Source organism: Vreelandella indica (assembly GCF_037070225.1).
Lineage (GTDB): Bacteria > Pseudomonadota > Gammaproteobacteria > Pseudomonadales > Halomonadaceae > Vreelandella > Vreelandella arctica.
Window position 1 is genome coordinate 115,917 of record NZ_JBANSO010000005.1, and the last position, 17,736, is coordinate 133,652.

Annotated in this window: 25 protein-coding genes; 8 read left to right on the top strand and 17 right to left on the bottom strand. The window is 55.6% G+C overall.

Annotated features, from left to right (window positions below):
- Positions 1-22: 22 nt before the first annotated feature.
- The 4 genes from V8L71_RS04985 to V8L71_RS05000 all read right to left on the bottom strand — a co-directional run bounded on the left by V8L71_RS04985 (position 23) and on the right by V8L71_RS05000 (position 3,929).
- Positions 23-271, bottom strand: a complete 249-nt coding sequence (locus V8L71_RS04985; RefSeq protein ID WP_336273361.1) for a YkoF family thiamine/hydroxymethylpyrimidine-binding protein — start codon at positions 269-271, stop codon at positions 23-25.
- A gap of 9 nt (positions 272-280) precedes the next feature.
- A complete protein-coding gene (locus V8L71_RS04990) occupies positions 281-1,108 on the bottom strand; it encodes an alpha/beta fold hydrolase (RefSeq protein ID WP_336273362.1) in 828 nt (275 codons plus the stop codon).
- 108 nt (positions 1,109-1,216) lie between these two features.
- A complete protein-coding gene (gene dinB / locus V8L71_RS04995; protein ID WP_336273363.1) occupies positions 1,217-2,263 on the bottom strand; it encodes a DNA polymerase IV in 1,047 nt (348 codons plus the stop codon).
- A 202-nt stretch (positions 2,264-2,465) separates the two neighbouring features.
- Positions 2,466-3,929 carry a protein adenylyltransferase SelO gene (locus tag V8L71_RS05000; RefSeq protein ID WP_336273364.1) on the bottom strand — a complete coding sequence of 488 codons (1,464 nt, stop codon included), beginning with the start codon at positions 3,927-3,929 and terminating at the stop codon, positions 2,466-2,468.
- Between the two features lie 94 nt (positions 3,930-4,023).
- Between V8L71_RS05000 and V8L71_RS05005 the strand changes: the two genes are divergently transcribed.
- Positions 4,024-4,635, top strand: coding sequence for a DNA-3-methyladenine glycosylase (locus tag V8L71_RS05005; RefSeq protein ID WP_336273365.1), 612 nt, complete (start codon positions 4,024-4,026; stop codon positions 4,633-4,635).
- A 9-nt stretch (positions 4,636-4,644) separates the two neighbouring features.
- On the opposite strand, the gene V8L71_RS05010 is transcribed toward V8L71_RS05005, so the two are convergent.
- Positions 4,645-5,502, bottom strand: coding sequence for an NAD-dependent protein deacetylase (locus V8L71_RS05010; protein WP_336273366.1), 858 nt, complete (start codon positions 5,500-5,502; stop codon positions 4,645-4,647).
- 98 nt (positions 5,503-5,600) lie between these two features.
- Between V8L71_RS05010 and V8L71_RS05015 the strand changes: the two genes are divergently transcribed.
- On the top strand, positions 5,601-6,785 hold the full coding sequence (locus V8L71_RS05015; RefSeq protein ID WP_335597675.1) for a UbiH/UbiF/VisC/COQ6 family ubiquinone biosynthesis hydroxylase: 1,185 nt from the start codon (positions 5,601-5,603) through the stop codon (positions 6,783-6,785).
- Positions 6,786-6,887: 102 nt separating this feature from the next.
- Here the strand turns inward: V8L71_RS05015 and V8L71_RS05020 are convergent, their stop codons facing one another.
- Positions 6,888-7,835 (bottom strand): alpha/beta fold hydrolase, encoded by a 948-nt coding sequence (locus tag V8L71_RS05020; RefSeq protein ID WP_336273367.1) that lies wholly within the window; start codon positions 7,833-7,835, stop codon positions 6,888-6,890.
- A 90-nt stretch (positions 7,836-7,925) separates the two neighbouring features.
- Here V8L71_RS05020 and V8L71_RS05025 point away from each other — a divergent pair, with 90 nt between their 5' ends.
- Both V8L71_RS05025 and V8L71_RS05030 read left to right on the top strand, forming a co-directional pair.
- The gene (locus tag V8L71_RS05025; RefSeq protein WP_336273368.1) at positions 7,926-8,498 is read left to right on the top strand and encodes a CGNR zinc finger domain-containing protein; all 573 of its coding nucleotides are present in this window, start codon (positions 7,926-7,928) and stop codon (positions 8,496-8,498) included.
- A 107-nt stretch (positions 8,499-8,605) separates the two neighbouring features.
- A complete protein-coding gene (locus V8L71_RS05030) occupies positions 8,606-9,799 on the top strand; it encodes an E22 family MetX-like putative esterase (RefSeq protein WP_336273369.1) in 1,194 nt (397 codons plus the stop codon).
- A gap of 38 nt (positions 9,800-9,837) precedes the next feature.
- Here the strand turns inward: V8L71_RS05030 and V8L71_RS05035 are convergent, their stop codons facing one another.
- Positions 9,838-10,131 carry a HigA family addiction module antitoxin gene (locus V8L71_RS05035; protein WP_336273371.1) on the bottom strand — a complete coding sequence of 98 codons (294 nt, stop codon included), beginning with the start codon at positions 10,129-10,131 and terminating at the stop codon, positions 9,838-9,840.
- On the bottom strand, positions 10,131-10,409 hold the full coding sequence (locus tag V8L71_RS05040; RefSeq protein WP_126981786.1) for a type II toxin-antitoxin system RelE/ParE family toxin: 279 nt from the start codon (positions 10,407-10,409) through the stop codon (positions 10,131-10,133). The genes V8L71_RS05035 and V8L71_RS05040 overlap by 1 nt, the downstream gene beginning before the upstream one ends.
- 104 nt (positions 10,410-10,513) lie before the next feature.
- Here V8L71_RS05040 and V8L71_RS05045 point away from each other — a divergent pair, with 104 nt between their 5' ends.
- A complete protein-coding gene (locus V8L71_RS05045; RefSeq protein WP_336273372.1) occupies positions 10,514-10,693 on the top strand; it encodes a hypothetical protein in 180 nt (59 codons plus the stop codon).
- Positions 10,694-10,787: 94 nt separating this feature from the next.
- Here the strand turns inward: V8L71_RS05045 and V8L71_RS05050 are convergent, their stop codons facing one another.
- The 7 genes from V8L71_RS05050 to V8L71_RS05080 all read right to left on the bottom strand — a co-directional run bounded on the left by V8L71_RS05050 (position 10,788) and on the right by V8L71_RS05080 (position 15,088).
- Positions 10,788-11,537: a sulfite exporter TauE/SafE family protein gene (locus tag V8L71_RS05050; RefSeq protein ID WP_336273373.1), complete on the bottom strand. Its 750-nt coding sequence runs from the start codon at positions 11,535-11,537 to the stop codon at positions 10,788-10,790.
- A gap of 85 nt (positions 11,538-11,622) precedes the next feature.
- Positions 11,623-11,766 carry a hypothetical protein gene (locus V8L71_RS05055; RefSeq protein WP_336273374.1) on the bottom strand — a complete coding sequence of 48 codons (144 nt, stop codon included), beginning with the start codon at positions 11,764-11,766 and terminating at the stop codon, positions 11,623-11,625.
- 69 nt (positions 11,767-11,835) lie between these two features.
- Complete coding sequence (locus V8L71_RS05060; protein ID WP_336273375.1) at positions 11,836-12,135, bottom strand: CcdB family protein; 300 nt, start codon at positions 12,133-12,135, stop codon at positions 11,836-11,838.
- Entirely contained in the window at positions 12,135-12,380 is a 246-nt protein-coding gene (locus tag V8L71_RS05065) for a type II toxin-antitoxin system CcdA family antitoxin (RefSeq protein ID WP_336273376.1), read from the bottom strand. Before V8L71_RS05065 ends, V8L71_RS05060 begins: the two co-directional genes overlap by 1 nt.
- Positions 12,381-12,548: 168 nt before the next feature.
- Complete coding sequence (locus V8L71_RS05070; protein WP_336273377.1) at positions 12,549-13,124, bottom strand: DsbA family oxidoreductase; 576 nt, start codon at positions 13,122-13,124, stop codon at positions 12,549-12,551.
- Positions 13,125-13,600: 476 nt separating this feature from the next.
- The gene (locus tag V8L71_RS05075; RefSeq protein WP_101145771.1) at positions 13,601-14,248 is read right to left on the bottom strand and encodes a glutathione S-transferase; all 648 of its coding nucleotides are present in this window, start codon (positions 14,246-14,248) and stop codon (positions 13,601-13,603) included.
- A gap of 186 nt (positions 14,249-14,434) precedes the next feature.
- Positions 14,435-15,088 carry a DsbA family oxidoreductase gene (locus V8L71_RS05080; RefSeq protein ID WP_336273379.1) on the bottom strand — a complete coding sequence of 218 codons (654 nt, stop codon included), beginning with the start codon at positions 15,086-15,088 and terminating at the stop codon, positions 14,435-14,437.
- Positions 15,089-15,185: 97 nt separating this feature from the next.
- On the opposite strand from V8L71_RS05080, the gene vapB reads away from it, so the two are divergent.
- Genes vapB through V8L71_RS05095 form a run of 3 tightly spaced genes read left to right on the top strand, consistent with a single transcriptional unit; the run spans position 15,186 to position 16,271 of the window.
- Positions 15,186-15,416 (top strand): type II toxin-antitoxin system VapB family antitoxin, encoded by a 231-nt coding sequence (vapB, locus tag V8L71_RS05085; RefSeq protein WP_008958832.1) that lies wholly within the window; start codon positions 15,186-15,188, stop codon positions 15,414-15,416.
- Positions 15,416-15,814 carry a type II toxin-antitoxin system tRNA(fMet)-specific endonuclease VapC gene (gene vapC, locus V8L71_RS05090; protein ID WP_336273380.1) on the top strand — a complete coding sequence of 133 codons (399 nt, stop codon included), beginning with the start codon at positions 15,416-15,418 and terminating at the stop codon, positions 15,812-15,814. Before vapB ends, vapC begins: the two co-directional genes overlap by 1 nt.
- 34 nt (positions 15,815-15,848) lie before the next feature.
- Positions 15,849-16,271: a hypothetical protein gene (locus V8L71_RS05095; RefSeq protein WP_336273381.1), complete on the top strand. Its 423-nt coding sequence runs from the start codon at positions 15,849-15,851 to the stop codon at positions 16,269-16,271.
- 54 nt (positions 16,272-16,325) lie between these two features.
- Here the strand turns inward: V8L71_RS05095 and V8L71_RS05100 are convergent, their stop codons facing one another.
- On the bottom strand, positions 16,326-17,288 hold the full coding sequence (locus V8L71_RS05100; RefSeq protein WP_336273382.1) for a ribonuclease Z: 963 nt from the start codon (positions 17,286-17,288) through the stop codon (positions 16,326-16,328).
- Between the two features lie 150 nt (positions 17,289-17,438).
- Positions 17,439-17,654 carry an SMEK domain-containing protein gene (locus V8L71_RS05105; RefSeq protein ID WP_336273383.1) on the bottom strand — a complete coding sequence of 72 codons (216 nt, stop codon included), beginning with the start codon at positions 17,652-17,654 and terminating at the stop codon, positions 17,439-17,441.
- Positions 17,655-17,736: the final 82 nt, after the last annotated feature.

Below are 17,736 nucleotides of genomic sequence, written 5' to 3' on the forward strand. Positions count from 1 at the left end.
CAACACAGAGGCTCTGTTTCAGTTACCGAGGCCGACGGTCGCCTTCCAAAAAGTTAGCCGTAAATACCGCCTTACCATGGGTCTCAAACGACCACTTCATCACATTACTTAACGCTGCCATTACCTCATCGAACTCGCCAAATACCTGAGTGCTCATGCGGTTCGGGTGCACTTCCAGCCCTGTTGCCTCCAGGCGTTTCACCACCTCTTTGACCACCGGTTTGAAGTCATCGGCCAGTGGGTAATAGCTAAGCTGTACGGAAAGATACATAACGCCTCCTTACGCTGTATGAAAAGCCTGACGGGCGCTGGCGATACGCTGCCAAGCAGCTAATATGGCGGCACGCGTTTCATCCGGCTGCTCCATCGGGAACATATGCGTGCCGGGAACCTCGCTCACCGATACCCCCTTGCGCCTCAAGCGTTTAATGCGCGATGCCGTCAGCAGGTGCGATTCGTTACCGGCCACCAGCTCAATCGGCACGCCCAGCCGCTGCGGCAGGCGCGAAAGGTGATCCGGCAGATGGCGGAAAATCTCCACCTCGATACGCGGGTCAAAGGTCAGCTCAGCGCTGCCGTCATCCAATAAACGTGTTCCTGCTTCAATGTAGTCGTTGAGTGCTTCCGGGGTAAAGCGGCGAAACAAGCCCCGACGACCCAGCGAATTAGCCATTGCCTCGCGGCTTGGCCACACGGTGCGCCGCCCCAGGGTTTTACCCGCAGGTGTTACCCGGTCCACAAAGCCGAACCGTTTGGCGGCTTTCATCGCCCAGGCATCTGTTCCCAGCATCAACGGCGGGTCTAGCATGATCACCCCGCAAAAGCGCTCGGGCTGTTTATCGGCCGCCATGGCCATCAGCGTGCCTCCCAACGAATGCCCCACGCCTAAAAGCGGCGCATCGCTCTGGGGCAGATAGCTCAACAGCTCATCGACCAAGTTGCCCCAGTTGTGATTGACGGGGTAATCCGGATGGTGGCCCAGTCGATCCAGCGGGTGCAGGTCAAACATCTCTGCCAGCGGATTGAGCAGGCTGCGGTAGCTAAGCCCAGGAAAACCATTGGCGTGGGCAAACACTAAACGGGGACGTTGGGCAGCATTAGCAGACATGGCGGGCTCGTGGGTAATCAAACGTGAGATACATACATCAGGCTATCATACGTCTGTTTTATCGCGGGCCTGGAGGAGCGTCAATCCATAAAAGGGTTAACCGGCTAATTAAAACAGCGACAGTTGATGCTCTTGGCTGTTTTCCGCCAGCCGATAGCCCACGCCCAGCAGGCGCACAGGGCGCTCGCCTCTGGCCCAGCCAACGTTCAGAAGCGTCTCGAATTGCTCCAGGTTAGGCGCCGGGTCGGCGTGTTCGACGGTGGTTTGGGCAAAGTCGCTGAACTTCACTTTGACGATCAGCCCGCGCACCGCCAGAGGCGGATCAAGCCTGGCGTAGCGGCGCTCCAGGTCTTCGATCAGCGCGGGCAGCTCTCGGCGGCAGGCGTCGAGGTTAGGCAAATCCTTGGCGTAGGTCTGCTCGGTGCTGACCGATTTTCGCTCGCGGTGAGTCTTCACCGGACGCTCGTCCCGCCCCCAGCTCAGCTCGTGTAGTCGCCGCCCAAAGCGGCCAAAGTGTTCGGCCAAGTCGGTCAGCGTGCGGGTACGTAGGTCAGCGCAGGTATGAATATCCAGCCCCGCCAGTTTCTCGGCCGTGCGCGGGCCGACGCCGTGGATTTTCTTGACCGGTAGCTGTTGCACGAAGCTATCAACCTTATCCGGCGTAATCACGCACAGGCCGTCGGGCTTGTTCCAATCACTGGCGATCTTGGCCAGAAACTTATTGGGTGCAACGCCCGCTGAAACGGTGATCCCCACTTCGCGGCTGACCCGTTCGCGGATCGCTTCAGCCATGAGCGTCGCGCTGCCGTGATGCACCGTGACTTCCGAGACATCCAAAAAGGCCTCATCCAGGGAGAGCGGTTCGATCAGTTCAGTCACATCACGATAAATCGCGAAGACCTGGCGGGCGACCTCTTTGTATTTGGCCATCTCACCGCGAATCACGGTGAGATGCGGGCAACGCTTGAGTGCCTGGGCCATGGGCATGGCCGAGTGAATGCCAAACTCGCGGGCGGGATAGTTACAGGTGGCCACCACCCCACGCTGCTCGACGCTGCCGCCAATCGCAATCGGGATATCCCGCAGCGCGGGGTTATCGCGCATTTCCACTGCTGCATAAAAGCAGTCACAGTCGCAGTGAATGATTTTGCGCACCGGCTACCCTTCTACCTGTAAAAAACCACAGTTTATCACAGGGGATGCGAGATGGATCATAACCTCTATTACACCCTAAATCGGCCGGAACAATCCTACACGGGGGCGCTGTGAACCCCTCCCTGGGCGCTACTTTCGCCATCCATGGCGAAAGACCCCCGCTACGGGTTGATTCCGTCCTCAGCGCAATGGCATTAGCTCGTTATGTTCCACAGAACGTTCTCAACACCTGTTCATTTTCCGTGGCAGGCGCCGCCAAACGGCGCGCTTCAACAGATTCATCGAAGGGCTGTGTTACCACCGCCAGTAGGGTATGAAAAGGCACAAAATCCCCCTCGTAAGCGGCATCAATGACCTCTTGAACCCGATGGTTGCGGGGAATGATCACCGGATTGGCGCTCCGCATGGCGGCCGAGCGCTGGCTGTCTTGACTGGCGACCTGCTCGGCTTGCCAATTCTCCAGCCACGCAGTCAACTCGTTAGGCTGAGTCGTCAGCGCCAGCAGCGCCTCGCGGTGCTCATCACTGGGTGCAAGGGCGTAGTGAGTGAGCGCATCAAAGGTCGCGGTCATATCCATTCGCCCCTGATGCATCTGGCTTTCCAGTGCTTCCATCAATGGCGCGGCTTGGGGGCTTTCCGAGGCCAAGCCGAGTTTATCGGCATGCAGGCGAAGCTGCTCGGCGCTGAACCGTGATTCAAACCGGCGAATGACGTCAGTGGCCTGCTGCACCAGCGCGTCGCCCTCTTCACGCATTAACGGCAGCAGCGTTTCAGCAAAGCGCGCCAGGTTCCACTGGGCAATCGCTGGCTGGTTGGCAAAGGCGTAGCGGCGGCCTTGGTCGATGGAGCTATACACCTTCTGCGGATCGAACTGCTCCATAAAAGCGCAGGGGCCGTAATCAATGGTTTCACCGGCAATGCTGCAGTTATCGGTATTCATCACACCGTGGATAAAGCCGACACTCATCCAGCGGGCGATCAGCACCGCCTGGCGGGCGACCACCGCTTCCAGCAGCGCCATATAGGGGTCTTCCGCGTTGGCGGCTTCAGGATAGTGGCGCGCAATCACATGGTCCGCCAGGGCTTTGAGCAAGGCGTCATCCCGCTGTGCAGCGGCAAACTGAAAGGTGCCCACGCGAATATGGCTGCTCGCCACGCGGGTAAAGACGGCGCCGGGCTCGGCCATTTGCCGCACTACGCGCTCGCCGCTGGTGACGGCCGCAAGGGCACGCGTGGTGGGAATGCCCATCGCCGCCATAAACTCGCTGACCAAGTACTCACGCAGCACCGGGCCTAGCGGTGAACGACCATCGCCACCGCGGGAAAACGGCGTGCGGCCGCTGCCTTTTAGCTGCACATCACGGCGTACGCCGTTCTGGTCGATCACTTCGCCCAGCAGCAACGCGCGGCCATCGCCTAATTGCGGCACAAAGTTACCGAACTGGTGGCCTGCATAACCTAATGCGCCCGGCTGAGAACCCGGCATGGTCTGGTTGCCGCTAAACCACTGAGCCAGCGTCGCAGCTTCTGGCACGTCGTTAGCCCCCAGTTCACGGGCAAGTGGCGCATTAAAAGCGATCAGCTCAGGGTGGGCCACGGGCGTTGCCTGGGTGGCGACCCAGAGGGGTTCAGGCAAGGTGGCATAAATATGTTCAAATGACAGCACGATACACTCCGCTTCAATTGGCTGTGGTTAGCTAATACCCTAGCACTCTACTCAAGTAAACGCCGAGGCGATGATGTTAAAACCGTGCCCAACTTTGCCTAATGTTAAAAGCAGCGCGCTAACGCCCCTCCCCCGCGACTTTTATAATCGCGACACACTCGAAGTGGCGAGATGCCTACTGGGCTGTTGGCTGGTGCGCGAGCATAACGGCGAGCAGATGGCGGCAAGAATTGTCGAAACCGAGGCTTATTGCGGCGCCGAAGACACCGCCTGCCATGCCCACCGGGGCAGATCACCACGCACCGAAGCGATGTTCGGCCCCGCTGGCCACGCCTATGTGTATCTCGTTTACGGCATGCACTGGCTACTAAACGTGGTGACCGAGCCGGAAGGCTCGCCCTGTGCGGTGTTGATTCGTGCGGTAGAGCCCACCGTTAACGAAACCGCCATGCGCGCTATTCGTCAGGCAACGGGCAAACAACTCAGCAATGGCCCCGGCAAGCTCACACGCGCTTTAACGATTGATAAAGCGCTGTATGGCCATGATATGACCCAAGCTGACAAACTGTGGATTAGCGCAGCAACCCACGATGCTTCAATCGTCAGTGGGCCTCGTGTAGGCATCGATTACGCCCAGCCCGAGCACCGCGATGCCCCCTGGCGGCTTTGGTTGGAAGATAATGCGTGGGTATCGAAAGTGCACTAGCAGCAGTCTTTAAGAGGGCTGCAAACAGCGAACGGCCTGCTCAAGCACCGGCGTTAACGGCGCGCGCCACTGGTGGGTCAATAGCGCATCCGCCCTGGTAACGCCGAGCGAAAGCGACGCCAGCGGTATGCCACGCTCGTGGGCGGCGCGGCAGAAACGGTAGCCGGAAAACACCATCAACGAGGTACCGACAGCCAGCACCGCATCCGCCTCGGCCAGCGCGACCTGCGCGGCCAGCCGCCGTTCGGCGGGTACCACATCGCCGTAGAACACCACATCGGGCTTTAAGATACCGCTACAGCGCGGGCAGTCGAAAATGCGGAAGCTGCTGAAGTCAGTCTCTAAATCGGCGTCGCCATCCGGAGCATGCCCTGCCTGCAAATCAGTAAAACTTGGATTCATGCGCGCCATTTCAGCATGCATGGCGTGGCGCATCATTTGGTAGTCGCACACCATGCATTTCACCATGTCCGCCCGGCCATGCAGGTCGATCACCCGGCGAGAACCAGCGCGCTGATGCAGGCGGTCAACGTTTTGAGTGACCAACTGCTGGATATAGCCCTGTGACTCCAGCGCGGCCAGCGCCCTGTGCGCACCACTCGCCTGGGCTTCGCGCAGGGCGCTAAAGCCGATCAGCGCGCGCGCCCAGTAGCGCTGGCGAACGTGGTGAGAACTCATAAAGTCGCCATGCTGCACCGGCGGCGGGCGCTTCCACTGGCCATCCGCATCGCGATAGTCCGGAATGCCGCTGTCGGTACTCACACCGGCACCGGTAATCACCCACAGTTTGGGGTGCTGTTGAATAAACGCTGCCAGTTCCTCACCCGCCTGGGTAACGTTATTTGCTATTTCCACGGCCTGCGTCAATCGTTCACCTCTAGGCAATCTTGCTCAAACTCAACGATACTGTATGACAAGCAACGCCTGCGCAATGCGCAAAAGCACCTCATTTTAAGGAGCATATGATGCAACAGTCTGAGCAACACGACCATGATGTCATCATTGTCGGCGGCGGCATGGTTGGCGCCGCACTGGCGGCGCGCTTGGGCCATACGGGCTTCTCCGTGGGTTTGGTTGAGCAAGGCGATGCCCCCACCCCACCTAGCGGCGATTATGACCTGCGCATCTCATCACTCAATGCGCGCTCGCTGGCATTTATCAAGGCAAGCGGCACCACCCTGCCGGAAGAGCGTTGCTGCCCGTTTCGCCATATCGATGTTTCCAACCAGGATGGCACCGGCCACTCGCTGTTCTCCGCTGAAGATAGCGGCATGAAAGACTTCGGCATCTTTATCGAAAACCGTGCCCTGCAGTATGCGTTATGGCAGCGCATAGAACAGCTGCCCAGCGTTACCTGCTACACCCAGTGTGCGCCGTTAAGCACAGTCTCGGCGACGAACCGCCGCCTACTGGAACTGGATAACGGCAAAACCCTAAGCGCCCGCCTGGTTGTAGGCGCCGATGGGGCTAGTTCGACGCTGCGTTCGCTGGCCGGCATTAGCGTGACCAGCTACGACTATCATCAGCGTGCAATGATCATTAACGTAGAAACCGAACTGCCCCAGCAGGACGTTAGCTGGCAGGTCTTTACCCCCACCGGCCCGCTGGCCATGCTGCCATTGCCCGGCCATAACGCCTCCTTGGTATGGTACGACAGAGAAGAGACCACCAGAGCGCGCGAGCAGTTGGACGACGATGCACTGAAAGCCGCCATCGAAATGGCCTTCCCCAAACGCCTGGGCAACCTCATCCGCATCGTGGCGCGGGCCAGTTTTCCCATCAAGCGTCAGCATGCTCACCGCTATATCAGCAAGCGTTTAGCGCTGATTGGCGATGCCGCCCATGTGGTACACCCACTGGCAGGCCAGGGGTTAAATATCGGCCTTCACGACGCTGACACCCTGGCCGAGATCATCGTTCAGGGCCGCGACCCAGGTGACTATGTCAACCTACTGCGCTTTGAGTGCCAGCGCCGCGCGGCTAACCAAGCGATGATCGCCGCTACCGACACGTTTCATCACCTGTTTACCGGATCCAAACCGCTGCGCCAGCTAGGCGATCTAAGCCTGCAGATTGCCGAGCGTTTCCCGTTCGCCAAACGCATGATGATGCAGCAAGCCAACGGCTTAAATCCGTTCAAAATGCGCTAGAGGCTGATAACCACCTTCTATTCCCGCAAATGGAAAAGCCAAACATGAGGCGGCAGCCATCATGGCCGCCGCCTCAAGGGAGCGTGAGTGTGTTTCAGCCGTTTAAGTTTTCAGGTGTTTATCCAGAAACTCACGCATCACCGGAATAATGACATCGCCATGGGTTTCCAGTGCAAAATGCCCAGTGTCGTAAAAGCGAATATCCGCCTGCGGTAGATCTCGCTTCCAGGCCTCTGCCCCTGGCGGCAGAAAGAACGGATCATGCTTCCCCCACACCGCGAGCAGCGGCGGTTGCTGCTCCCGAAAGTAGGCCTGGAATTCGGGATACTTCTCAACGTTGGTTGCGTAATCCAGCAGTAAGTCGAGCTGAATCTCCGCCATCCCAGGTTGAGAGATCTGAGCCCCTTCCAGCGTATAGGCATCCGGGGCTACGATACTTGTATCGCTTACGCCCTCCACGTACTGCCACTTGATCGACGCCGGTGTCGGAAAGTCGCTCAAAGCCTCACGATTCGCCTGAGAAGGTGTATTCCAATACGTTTGAATGGGCTCCCACCCTTTTGATAGCCCCTCCTTATAGGCATTGCCGTTTTGCGAAATGATAGCGGTGATTTTTGATGGATGGGTCACCGCCAAACGCCAACCAACAGGGGCACCATAGTCGTGAACGGCGATAGCATAACGGTCGAGCTTCAACTGCTCAGTAAACTGATCAATCGTCTTTGTCAGGTTGGCAAAGGTGTACTCATACTCACCGCGTGCCGGTGACTGGGTAAAGCCAAACGCTGGCAAATCCGGTGCCACGACGTGGTAGCTATCGGCAAGCGCCTCAATCACATCCCGCCACATATACGAGGAGGCAGCAAACCCGTGGAGTAGCAGCAGAGTCGGCGCCGCAGGATCCCCCGCTTCACGATAGAAGACCTCCACATCGCCCACTTTCTCGAAGCGATAATGAACCTGCCCAGCTTTCGAGCCAGAGGACTGCACAGTGTTGACCGCCGGTGTCTCCTGGGTAGTCGCAGAGACCGAGGTATTTTCAGATGTCATGGACACTCCTTAGTAACCGTTAATGAACATTTTTGAAGGTTAGTAAGAATAATAGTAACCTGTCAAATACAAAATTAAAGGTTACTAAATATGACATCAAAAGTTACGCCTCTATTTATCGCAAGCAATCTCGCTATCGATTTCATCAACACGCAGTTTGGCGTTGGGGAGGAGCGGCAAGAGTGTCTGGAGGACGACCGCAGTGTCATTGCGTGGCTTCAACAGGCGGGCGTGTTGATGGAGGAGTGTGAAAGCCCCCCATCTGGAATAGTCCACCTTGCGCGGGAACTGCGCGACAACATGCGGGATCTCCTGATCTCGGCCCAGCAAGGGCGGGCCGCGGATCCCGCAGTGGTGAATCACGTACTGGAACGGGGTTATCCCCTAGAGAAAATCGAATGGCAACCAACGGTGTCCGCGTTCCAGAAAAAAACCTATCAGCGCAACATGGAAAGCGAGAGCCTGTTGCAGCCAGTCGCTTCCGCGTTAGTCCAGTTGCTTACCGAGGAAGACCTGCAGCTCGTGAAAGAGTGCGAAGCCTCGGACTGCGTTCTACTGTTCCACGATCAAACAAAATCGCACCGACGCCGCTGGTGTAGCATGGCCTCCTGCGGAAACAGAATGAAAGCGGCAGCCCATCGGGCTAGGAAAAAAACGACCTAGTTGCTTCGACGTTAACTACCCAAGCGCTTCCACTGACTATGCTAAGAGGGATGACCACTGCTGGTGGCCAATAACAAGCACAATTAACCCTCGTATAAGGCAACCCTATGACCTTCACACGACAAACGGTGATTACGGTAACGCTATGTTCCGGCCTTGGCCTGCTCTTGGCCTCTCCTCTTTGGGCTTGGGATGGCGTCGTCGAGAAACAGACCTTCGAAATGGACAGCTTCACTACCCAGAGCGGCGAGACGATTCCCAACGTCACGGTGGGTTGGGAAGCCTACGGCGAGCTCAACGACGCCCGCGATAACGTCATTCTGATTACCCACTTCTTTTCAGGCACTAGCCATGCGGCAGGCCGCTATGAGGCAGATGGGCAGCCGACCGGCTACTGGGATGCGATCATTGGCCCCGGCAAACCACTCGATACCGATAAGTACTACATCATCTCCTCGGATACGCTGGTCAATCTCGGCGCTAATGATCCCAACGTCACCACCACTGGGCCCGCCTCCATCAACCCCGATACTGGCGAGCCCTGGGGCATGGACTTCCCGGTCGTTACCATCCGCGATTTTGTCGAGGTACAGCGCGAGCTACTGGAGAGCCAAGGCATTGAATCGCTGCATGCAGTAATGGGTGCTTCAATGGGCGCACTACAGGCCATCGAGTGGGCCAGCACCTACCCCGAACGAGTCGAACGGCTAATCTCAGTAATTGGCGGCGGCGTTGCCGACCCATGGCTGCTGGCCACCCTAAGCGCCTGGGCAGCGCCGATTCGGTTGGATGCCAACTGGAACGAGGGTAATTACTACGACGCCGAACCGCCCACCGACGGCCTAAAAGAAGCGCTGAAGCTGGTGACGCTCAACGCCAACCACTGGCAGTGGGCCAACGAGACATTTAACCGCGACTGGGCCGATGAAGCGCGCGACCCGGCTGAGGATATCAATGCCCGCTACGCCATCGAGCAAACCCTGGATGACGTTGCCGCCGCCCGTGCCGAGACGTCCGATGCCAATCACTTGCTCTATCTGGTGCGCGCCAACCAAACCTTTATGGCAGGCCACGGCGACTCGTTAGAGGCAGGACTTGCCGCCATCGAAGCACCGACTCTGATGCTGTACAGCGAAAACGATCTCGTCTTCGCGCCCCAAGGCGTGCGCCGCACCGCAGAGCTGATTGAAGCAGACGGCACTGACGTGACGCTTAAAACCTTGGAAGGTAATCGAGGCCACTTGGATGGTGTGCTATCCATTGACCAGGCGAGTGATACGTTGCGGGCGTTTTTGCAGTAAGGGGGGAGCGCTGGCTTTTAGACTAAAGCCAGCGCTATTTAGGCGGCTTCAAAATCCAAAGGGTGAAGATCGTCCAAATTAATTGTGCTGCGAGCCATCCATAAGTCATATGTATCCTGCATTGCCAGCCAGCTCTCCGGGGTACGTCCAAGAACCTTCGACAAACGCAAAGACATTTCGGGGCTAATGCCGCTACCCCCTTTCAGCAACCTTGAAAGCGTAGAGGGTGAAACACCCAAACTGGAAGCAAGCTGGCGGGAGCTAATGCCAAAGGGCGCTAGGTAAACCTCCCGAATAAATTCGCCGGGATGCGGTGGGTTATGCATCGTCATTAGTGGTAATCCTCATAATCAAGAATGTAAGCGTTGCCGTCCCGGAATTCGAACGTCATGCGCCAATTTCCATTGATCCAAATCGACCATCGCTCTTTGTCTTTCCCCTTCAACGGATGCAAACGAAAGCCGGGGATATCCATGTCTTCCACTGAAATAGCCGTATCCAGAGCAGCAAGCTGCATACGCAACTTCTTAGCGTGATCTGCCTGTATGCCAGCAGTGCTGCCACTAGCGTAGAACCGTTTCAGTCCTTTGTGACGAAATGATTTAATCATGAGGATATTGTAGCGCGTTGCGCATCGAGCACCAATAAAAATTTAAGCTCGTAATAAAAGCAAAGTTTTGAAATGAGACTTACCCTATCGAAGCACCAACACTGATGCTGTATAGCGAAAACTATCTTGTCTTCGCGCCCCAAGGCGTGCGCCGCACCGCCGAGTTGATTGAAGCAGACGGCACCGACGTGACGCTGGAAACCCTGGAAGGTAATCGAGGCCACTTGGATGGCGTGCTATCCATTGACCAGGCGAGTGATACGTTGCGGGCGTTTTTGCGTTAAGTGATATTCAGCGCTGGCGTTAGGTAAAAGCCAGCGCTCGATTCTGATGTCGTCTTAACCACTTAGTTCGCCCACTATTGGTTTTGAAAGGCACTTAAAGCTTCTGAAGAGTATTAACAATAATGTAAGCACCCAGAATCAGAAGTGAAATGAAGAATACCTTGCGGAACACCTTCTCGGATAAGCGTTCTCTAATTCGCTGGCCAATAACCATACCAGCGAGCGCGGGCAACACCGCCACTGCCGACATTACGCCCGTTTGGAGTGTCAAGAAATTGGCGTGTTGCAATGCTGCCGCGAGAGCCACCGTGGATACCATAAATAGCATGCCCATCGCTTGAATCAGCATGTTCTTCGGAAGGCCAATGGCCTGAAGAAACATCACGCCCGGCACCGCAAATGACCCCGTCATACCGGTAAGCACCCCATTCGCCGAGCCGATTAACGGCCCTGCCCAAACCTCATGGCGGCTGGGTACAACAATCTTGATCCCGGCCAGGTTCACGACAGCGTAAATAATCAGCAAACTGCCCAGGAGCGCCGTCAGATACGTGAGATTGACGCGAGTCAGTGCGGCCGCACCAATCCAGACAGTAAGAGTCGCCATCGCCAGAAATGGCCAAATGCGAGCCAAGATTGCTCTTGCGTTTCCGCCCACCGTTGACTGCCAAATGTTCGTAACAAATGAGGGAATAAGCATTAGCGCCATGGCCGTTGGCAGATCCAGCGCGACGGTAAGCAGCGCTAGGCTAACTGGCGGGAGTCCAAGGCCAATGACGCCCTTGACGCTTCCCGCAATCAAGAATGTGCCCGCCACTATTAGCAGGGATGCGAAATCAACCATGTCTGCCTCCGATACATTGCCACTAGCAATATATCGGATAGCCCACTCAGTCGCAGCAGATTAAAGGGTATGGGCCGTTAGCGCGCTAGTCGCTGGCATCTTTCTTGAGCATCGCCTCAGCATACTGCTGATGCCTTGTATTCGTGTACTCAACATCTGTCGCTCGCTGCAACTCTCCCGAATCAAATGCGTCCAGAATATCCTGCTCTTCTTTATTTAATCGACTCATTTTGAACGTTCCAAATAGGCTTTGGTTGCTTTCCGGGGTACGCCCGAGAGCCTTCCTACAAGCTCAACCTTAAAATCCCAAAAACAGCATATCCAACGCCGCAGAAATTTCGTCTTGCTGCTCAGCAAGGCTACCCGCCATAAAACGCAATTCGCTTTCAGGAACAGCAGCCATGTACTGAGTCGCCATGACAACCTCTTGGCCCTTAACGTTGAACACCGGGTTTAGCCTCTGAGCAGGAGACGGTGCCGAGGATTTGGGTAGCAGGGGCACGACCACTCGAGTGTTCAAGCCACTGAGAAGATCTGTCTGAACATCCAGCAGATAGCCATCCCCACCCTTGTTTTCAAAGAGATCGAAACGGGCCATTAGAACTGACGGTGCCGTGCAAGAGGCAATCCATTCGCTTCAACGTATGCATTCGAGCTTGCCAGGGCTGTGGCATTATCCTCCAACCACTGCTTCTGCTTATGCAGCTTCACCGCCTCCGCAATCCCTGCCTCTGCTGATCGTGAAACATTGATTCCCAGCGCTTTAGCCTCCTTTAGAAGAGCACTATCTAGCGATAGGTTCGTCGGCTTGCGCATGGATTTGTTTACTTCGGCGGCTTGCATGATTCACTCCTCGCACATAACAATGCACTTACTATATGCGCATACTTATAGCACATCAATTTGCTATTCTAGTGGCTGATGGAAAAGCAAAACTGCCTGGTAGTGAAATCAGGTGAAGGCTATTGCCGCGACTGACCTGCTCGGTGATCATTAAAGAGCGGCGGAACGTTAGCGGCTAGCGTTTTCCTCGGCCACCTGACGAAGCGCATCGACAAGCACGTCGGCAGGCTGGGCGCCCGAGATCAGGTAACGGCCATCTAGAATAAATGCGGGAACGGCGTTTACCCCTGCCTCCATGAATTGCTGTTCTGCCGCTCGAACTTCTTCAGCGTACTGATCAGAGCGGGCAATGGCCTCGACGGTATCACCGTCAAGCCCCACCTCAATGGCCTTCTCGCGAAGCACCGCTGGGTCGGCGGGTTTTTTCGCTTCCCCGAAGTAAGCCTCGAATAGTGCCAACTGCAGAGGCGTCTCTAAGTTTTGTGTTCCGGCCCACGCCAGCACGCGGTGAGCAGAGAAGGTATTGTTCGCCCGACGCTCCAGTGCACCACGGAAATTCAGCCCAAGCTCTTCGGCCACCGCCATAATCTCGCGCTGGGACTGCTCCATGCTGGCAGCATCCTTACCGTACTTGCGGCACAAGTGCTCAAGAATCGGCTCGCCCTCGGGCGGCATATCCCGGCTCAGCTCAAAAGGCTGCCAGAACAGCTCGACGTCGATCTCGCCATCAAGGGTTTCTAGCACTTGCTCAAAGCGCCGCTAGCCGATCGCTCACCACGGGCAGGCGACATTGGTACTAGGTCGACTCTTACCTTTTATGCCTTTTGGGTGGCCGGCGAAGATGTGCAGAAAACGATTCTCGCAAAAGCTGGGGGCAGCCGGGACATGCCTCAGCCTGGGAAGATGAAGCGGTTAATAAACCGGTATATGGCTTTTATCGTAATACATTAGCGACTCTTGAAAGAGCCTGGGTGCGGCCACGCCACAACGGCTACATGGACTTTCAAGCCGAAGGGTCAAGCATTTTGGCCACAGGGCTACAAGCCGGGCATCCCGCAAAGAGAATTATAAAACAGCTTAATGCAGCTTATGCCCAAAACAGGTAAGGCAATCGCAGACACTGGGATGGCGTGCTACCCATCGACCAAGCGAGTGATACGCTGCGGGCGTTTATGCAGAAAGGAAGAAACCCGACTAGAAATTAATAGGTAGCGCTATGTTTACGAAGGGAAAACTACCACGTCATCCCCCTCTTGCCATGGCTGAAACTTGGTCATGGCCTGCAGAAAGAAGGCGTGCTCCAACCAGTCTTCTAACCACCGCTGCAGGTGCGGGTAAGGTAGGCTATAAAAAACATCGCGATCTACATGGGCGAATTGGCGGATAAAAGGCATGATGCCAATATCAGCAATGGTCGCGTTATCCCCCAGAAGATAAGGCTTTTGAGTCAGATGCTCCTCTAAAACCTGTAAAAAAGTCTCACCCCGTTGCCGATATTCTGCCTGAGTCATTTCGAGATGTCGGTCGGCATATTTATAACGATCCAGCCAATGTTTAAATTCATTATCGTTTTGGTCGATCAGGGCATTGGCCTGATCCCTAACCTTCGCATCTAACAGCCCCTGCGGATCTTGTTGCTCAAGCGACCACACCATTATTTCTCGGCTCTCTTCGATCACGGTACCATCAAAAAGCTGTAAAACAGGCACAGTACCTTTCGGGCTAATCGCTAGCATCTGGGCCGGTTTGTTTTTCAATATGACCTCCCGCAGCTCCACCTTTAACTCAGCAAACAACGTGCCGAGACGGGCACGCATGGCATAGGGACAGCGACGAAAAGAGTAAAGGCGATGAAGTGATGTCGTCATGGGCATTTTTCACAGTTGAATTGAAATCAGTAGGCTCGGCGTCTCTGGTTTCAGTGGTTACCTCATTTTACGGTTAATCTCTGTTTAAGATTACCGATCAATGGGTCGGAACATGATCCGGTGTAGAAAGTCTATTTTTGGATCTCAGCAAAAACGAGTCGGCTCGGTGACCACTAAGGCTTGACGTTAGCCGTTCGCGCTTTCCTCAGCCACCTGACGAAGCGCATCGACCAGCACATTGGCGGGCTGGGCGCCAGAAATCAGGTAGCGGCCATCTAGGATTATGGCTGGCACGGCGCTTACCCCTGCGTCCATGAATCGCTGCTCTGCCGCTCGCACTTCGTCCGCGTACTGATCCGATCGGGCGATGGCCTCGGCGGTGTCGCCGTCAAGTCCCACCTTAGTGGCCTTCTCGCGAAGCACTTCTGGGTCGGTCGGGTTTTTCGCTTCACCAAAATAAGCCTCAAACAATGCCAACTGCAGGGCTGTCTCTTGATTTTGCGTTCCAGCCCACGCCAGCACGCGGTGGGCAGCGAAAGTATTGTTCGCCCGACGCTCAAGAGCACCCCTGAAATTCAGCCCAAGCTCTTCGGCGGCGGCCATAATCTCGCGCTGGGACTGCTCCATGGTAGCCGCGTCTTTGCCGTACTTGCGGCACAAATGCTCCAGAATCGGCTCGCCTTCCGGCGGCATATCGCGGTTTAGCTCAAAAGGCTGCCAGACCAGCTCAACGTCGATCTCGCCCTTGAGTGTCTCTAACGCCTGCTCTAAGCGCCGGTAGCCAATGGCGCACCACGGGCAGGCCACGTCGGATACCAGGTCGATTCTTACCTTTTGCATTTGTATATCCCTTTGACATATCCCAAAATTCGATCAAACTAAAGCAAGTATGTTACGCGTATAGATTGAGTAACGGCAGTTCTTAAAGGAGACAGCTATGGAAAAAGCAGCGGTGTTTAAAAGTAACCGTAGCCAAGCGGTGCGTATGCCGAAATCCCTCGCGCTGCCTGAGAACGTTACACGTGTTGATGTTATTGCCTTGGGTCGCGCGCGCTTAATTACCCCTGTAGGTGAAGCGTGGGACAGCTGGTTTGATGGCCAAAGTGTCACTGCAGACTTTATGAGTGAACGTGAGCAGCCAAACGAACAGGAACGAGAGGCGCTTTGATGCTTAAGTACATGCTTGACACCAATATCTGCATTTTCACCATCAAACATAAACCTCCCCATGTTCGTGAGACCTTTAACCAGCATAGCGACCAGCTCTGCATCAGCACCGTGACACTCATGGAGTTGGTGTATGGTGCTGAAAAGTCCGCTTCTCCCGAGAAAAACTTGAGCGTGATAGAAGGGTTTGCAGCTCGGCTGGAAGTGCTCGATTACGACCCCAGCGCCGCCTATCACAGTGGCCAGCTACGTAGCGAGCTGGCCAAAGCGGGCACACCCATCGGCCCATACGATCAGATGATTGCCGGGCATGCTCGTTCAAGAGGCCTGATTCTGGTAACCAATAATCTAGGTGAGTTTAGTCGCGTACCAGGGCTTCGAGTAGAGGATTGGATATAAGACGACTATTTATCCCCAACGGGTATCAATACCGATGATCAAAACAGCGTTAGCGTTAAGCACCCTCTTACTTATCAGCGGATGCGCCCAAAACAGCAACACCGCCGCATCAGGCGTGCCGGGCTCAGGTACGTCAACCGAACAAAGCGAGCCCCACCACCAGATGACCGACCAATGGGTCGGCCGATGGATTGGCGTTGAAGGGTTATTTCTGGACATCAGCAAAGACGAACCTGCAGGCCCCGGCCACTATCTACTTGAAATGCAGTATGGCCTGGATGCTGATCAAAGCGGCACCTTCGAAGGGCAGGCCACCGCCGAGGGCATTCGCTTCAACCGCGAGGGCGGCCCACAGCTGCTTCGCGCGGGCGACGGCGAAGCCACCGGTATGAAATGGCTATTGGAAAAGGAAGACTGCCTAATAGTTAAAACAGGTGAAGGCTATTGCCGCGACTGACCTACGCGAATGACTTGCACGGCATACACTCAAGGAACGGCGGGATGAAAGCAGTTATTCACCCGCCACTTCAGTAAACTGACCCGATTTATCCAGGGTGTATTCGCCAAAATCCCACGCCAGGTAAAGCGAGCCCGAATAGACGCTCTGGGCCTCTTTGCGGATATCTTCAATAGAAGGCGAGGCAAGGGGGTGGAGCTGGTAACGGGGGCTAAAGTGCGTCAGCACCAGATTGGGCAGCTGAACCGATTCGGCAAACGCGGCGACAAGCTTGGCGTAGCTATGCCCAACATCACCTGCTTTCTGGGCCATCTCTTCGGTGTAGGTGGCTTCATGCACCAGCACCTGCGCCCCCACGCAGGCATCCATCAACAAGTCAGGCTGGTCATTGTCCCCCGCGATCACCACTTTTCTCGGCTTGTGCTTGAAGATCAGGTAGTCATGGCTTTTTAACCGCTCACCCGCAAACTCAACATCAAACCCTTGCTTCAACTGCCCCCACAACGGCCCTCTCGGAATCCCCTTTTGCGCTAGCTTATCCACGTCCAAGGCAGCATCGACCTTTGTCTCCGTAAACCCATAAGCATAAGAAGGCGCCCGATGTGAAAGCCTGTGAGTGGTCACCGCAATACTCTCAAACTCAACGCTGGGCAGCTCGTCCGAGTCGACAAACTCCAGGGCAAAGGGCAAGCATAGCTGCGTAGCCTCACAGGTGGCCTCCAACCACGCCTTGATACCTACGGGCGCCACAATGGTAAGCGGCGCTTTCCGGCCACCCATTCCCGCACTCGCCAGTATGCCCGGCAGCCCATAGCAGTGGTCGCCGTGCACATGGGTAATCAAGATGGCTTTCAAAGAATGGAACGACAGCTTCGTGTGTAAGACCTGATGCTGAGTGCCCTCACCACAATCGATCAGGTACCAGCCTTTTCCCTTGCTCTCACGCAAAGCGACCCCGGAGACGTTTCTGCTTTTGGTGGGCACACCGGCTGATGTGCCGAGGAAGAGTAGGTTCATATCCTTTTCGTGTTCTCTTATGTACTCGCTTTGGAAAAAGACGATGAACTGCCAGCTAGCTAAGGTTTAAGGATTAGCGCTCCTAGCTCATAACACCTCAATCCACCGCAGCGTCAGCGATCGGTTGCATTGTTAGGCATTGTTTGGCTTTTATTCGAACCAGAGATCCAGATCTGGCTCGTTGCCTCTCTCATTATTCAGATTCACTAACGAAAGTGACAGGACCTCGTTTAGGTAGTCCTTGAAGAAATCCTCAAGATAGCGATTGAGGTCTGTAAGTCCCAATTGGCACCGAGTAAATACCTGCTGCGCAATGGAGGTAAGTTCATCGAAAATTTCGCCGATAAGGTGTCCGCGTGTGATCATGCTTCTCCATAAATATAACGCTGCCAACAGCGGTCGAGCGAAGCGAGGCCGATCGCCCGTAGGGTGCGATGCTGCTTGGCCT

Coding starts and splice junctions, on each gene's coding strand:
- V8L71_RS05050 (WP_336273373.1), bottom strand. CDS start 11,537: ATGGTTGATTTCGCATCCCTGCTAATAGTGGCGGGCACATTCTTGATT.
- V8L71_RS05015 (WP_335597675.1), top strand. CDS start 5,601: ATGCAACAGTCTGAGCAACACGACCATGATGTCATCATTGTCGGCGGC.
- V8L71_RS05045 (WP_336273372.1), top strand. CDS start 10,514: ATGCTGTATAGCGAAAACTATCTTGTCTTCGCGCCCCAAGGCGTGCGC.
- V8L71_RS05035 (WP_336273371.1), bottom strand. CDS start 10,131: ATGACGATGCATAACCCACCGCATCCCGGCGAATTTATTCGGGAGGTT.
- V8L71_RS04990 (WP_336273362.1), bottom strand. CDS start 1,108: ATGTCTGCTAATGCTGCCCAACGTCCCCGTTTAGTGTTTGCCCACGCC.
- vapB (WP_008958832.1), top strand. CDS start 15,186: ATGGAAAAAGCAGCGGTGTTTAAAAGTAACCGTAGCCAAGCGGTGCGT.
- V8L71_RS05055 (WP_336273374.1), bottom strand. CDS start 11,766: ATGAGTCGATTAAATAAAGAAGAGCAGGATATTCTGGACGCATTTGAT.
- V8L71_RS05080 (WP_336273379.1), bottom strand. CDS start 15,088: ATGCAAAAGGTAAGAATCGACCTGGTATCCGACGTGGCCTGCCCGTGG.
- V8L71_RS05040 (WP_126981786.1), bottom strand. CDS start 10,409: ATGATTAAATCATTTCGTCACAAAGGACTGAAACGGTTCTACGCTAGT.
- V8L71_RS05100 (WP_336273382.1), bottom strand. CDS start 17,288: ATGAACCTACTCTTCCTCGGCACATCAGCCGGTGTGCCCACCAAAAGC.
- V8L71_RS05065 (WP_336273376.1), bottom strand. CDS start 12,380: ATGCAAGCCGCCGAAGTAAACAAATCCATGCGCAAGCCGACGAACCTA.
- V8L71_RS05060 (WP_336273375.1), bottom strand. CDS start 12,135: ATGGCCCGTTTCGATCTCTTTGAAAACAAGGGTGGGGATGGCTATCTG.
- V8L71_RS04985 (WP_336273361.1), bottom strand. CDS start 271: ATGTATCTTTCCGTACAGCTTAGCTATTACCCACTGGCCGATGACTTC.
- V8L71_RS05075 (WP_101145771.1), bottom strand. CDS start 14,248: ATGACGACATCACTTCATCGCCTTTACTCTTTTCGTCGCTGTCCCTAT.
- V8L71_RS05030 (WP_336273369.1), top strand. CDS start 8,606: ATGACCTTCACACGACAAACGGTGATTACGGTAACGCTATGTTCCGGC.
- V8L71_RS05020 (WP_336273367.1), bottom strand. CDS start 7,835: ATGACATCTGAAAATACCTCGGTCTCTGCGACTACCCAGGAGACACCG.
- V8L71_RS05025 (WP_336273368.1), top strand. CDS start 7,926: ATGACATCAAAAGTTACGCCTCTATTTATCGCAAGCAATCTCGCTATC.
- V8L71_RS05095 (WP_336273381.1), top strand. CDS start 15,849: ATGATCAAAACAGCGTTAGCGTTAAGCACCCTCTTACTTATCAGCGGA.
- V8L71_RS05105 (WP_336273383.1), bottom strand. CDS start 17,654: ATGATCACACGCGGACACCTTATCGGCGAAATTTTCGATGAACTTACC.
- vapC (WP_336273380.1), top strand. CDS start 15,416: ATGCTTAAGTACATGCTTGACACCAATATCTGCATTTTCACCATCAAA.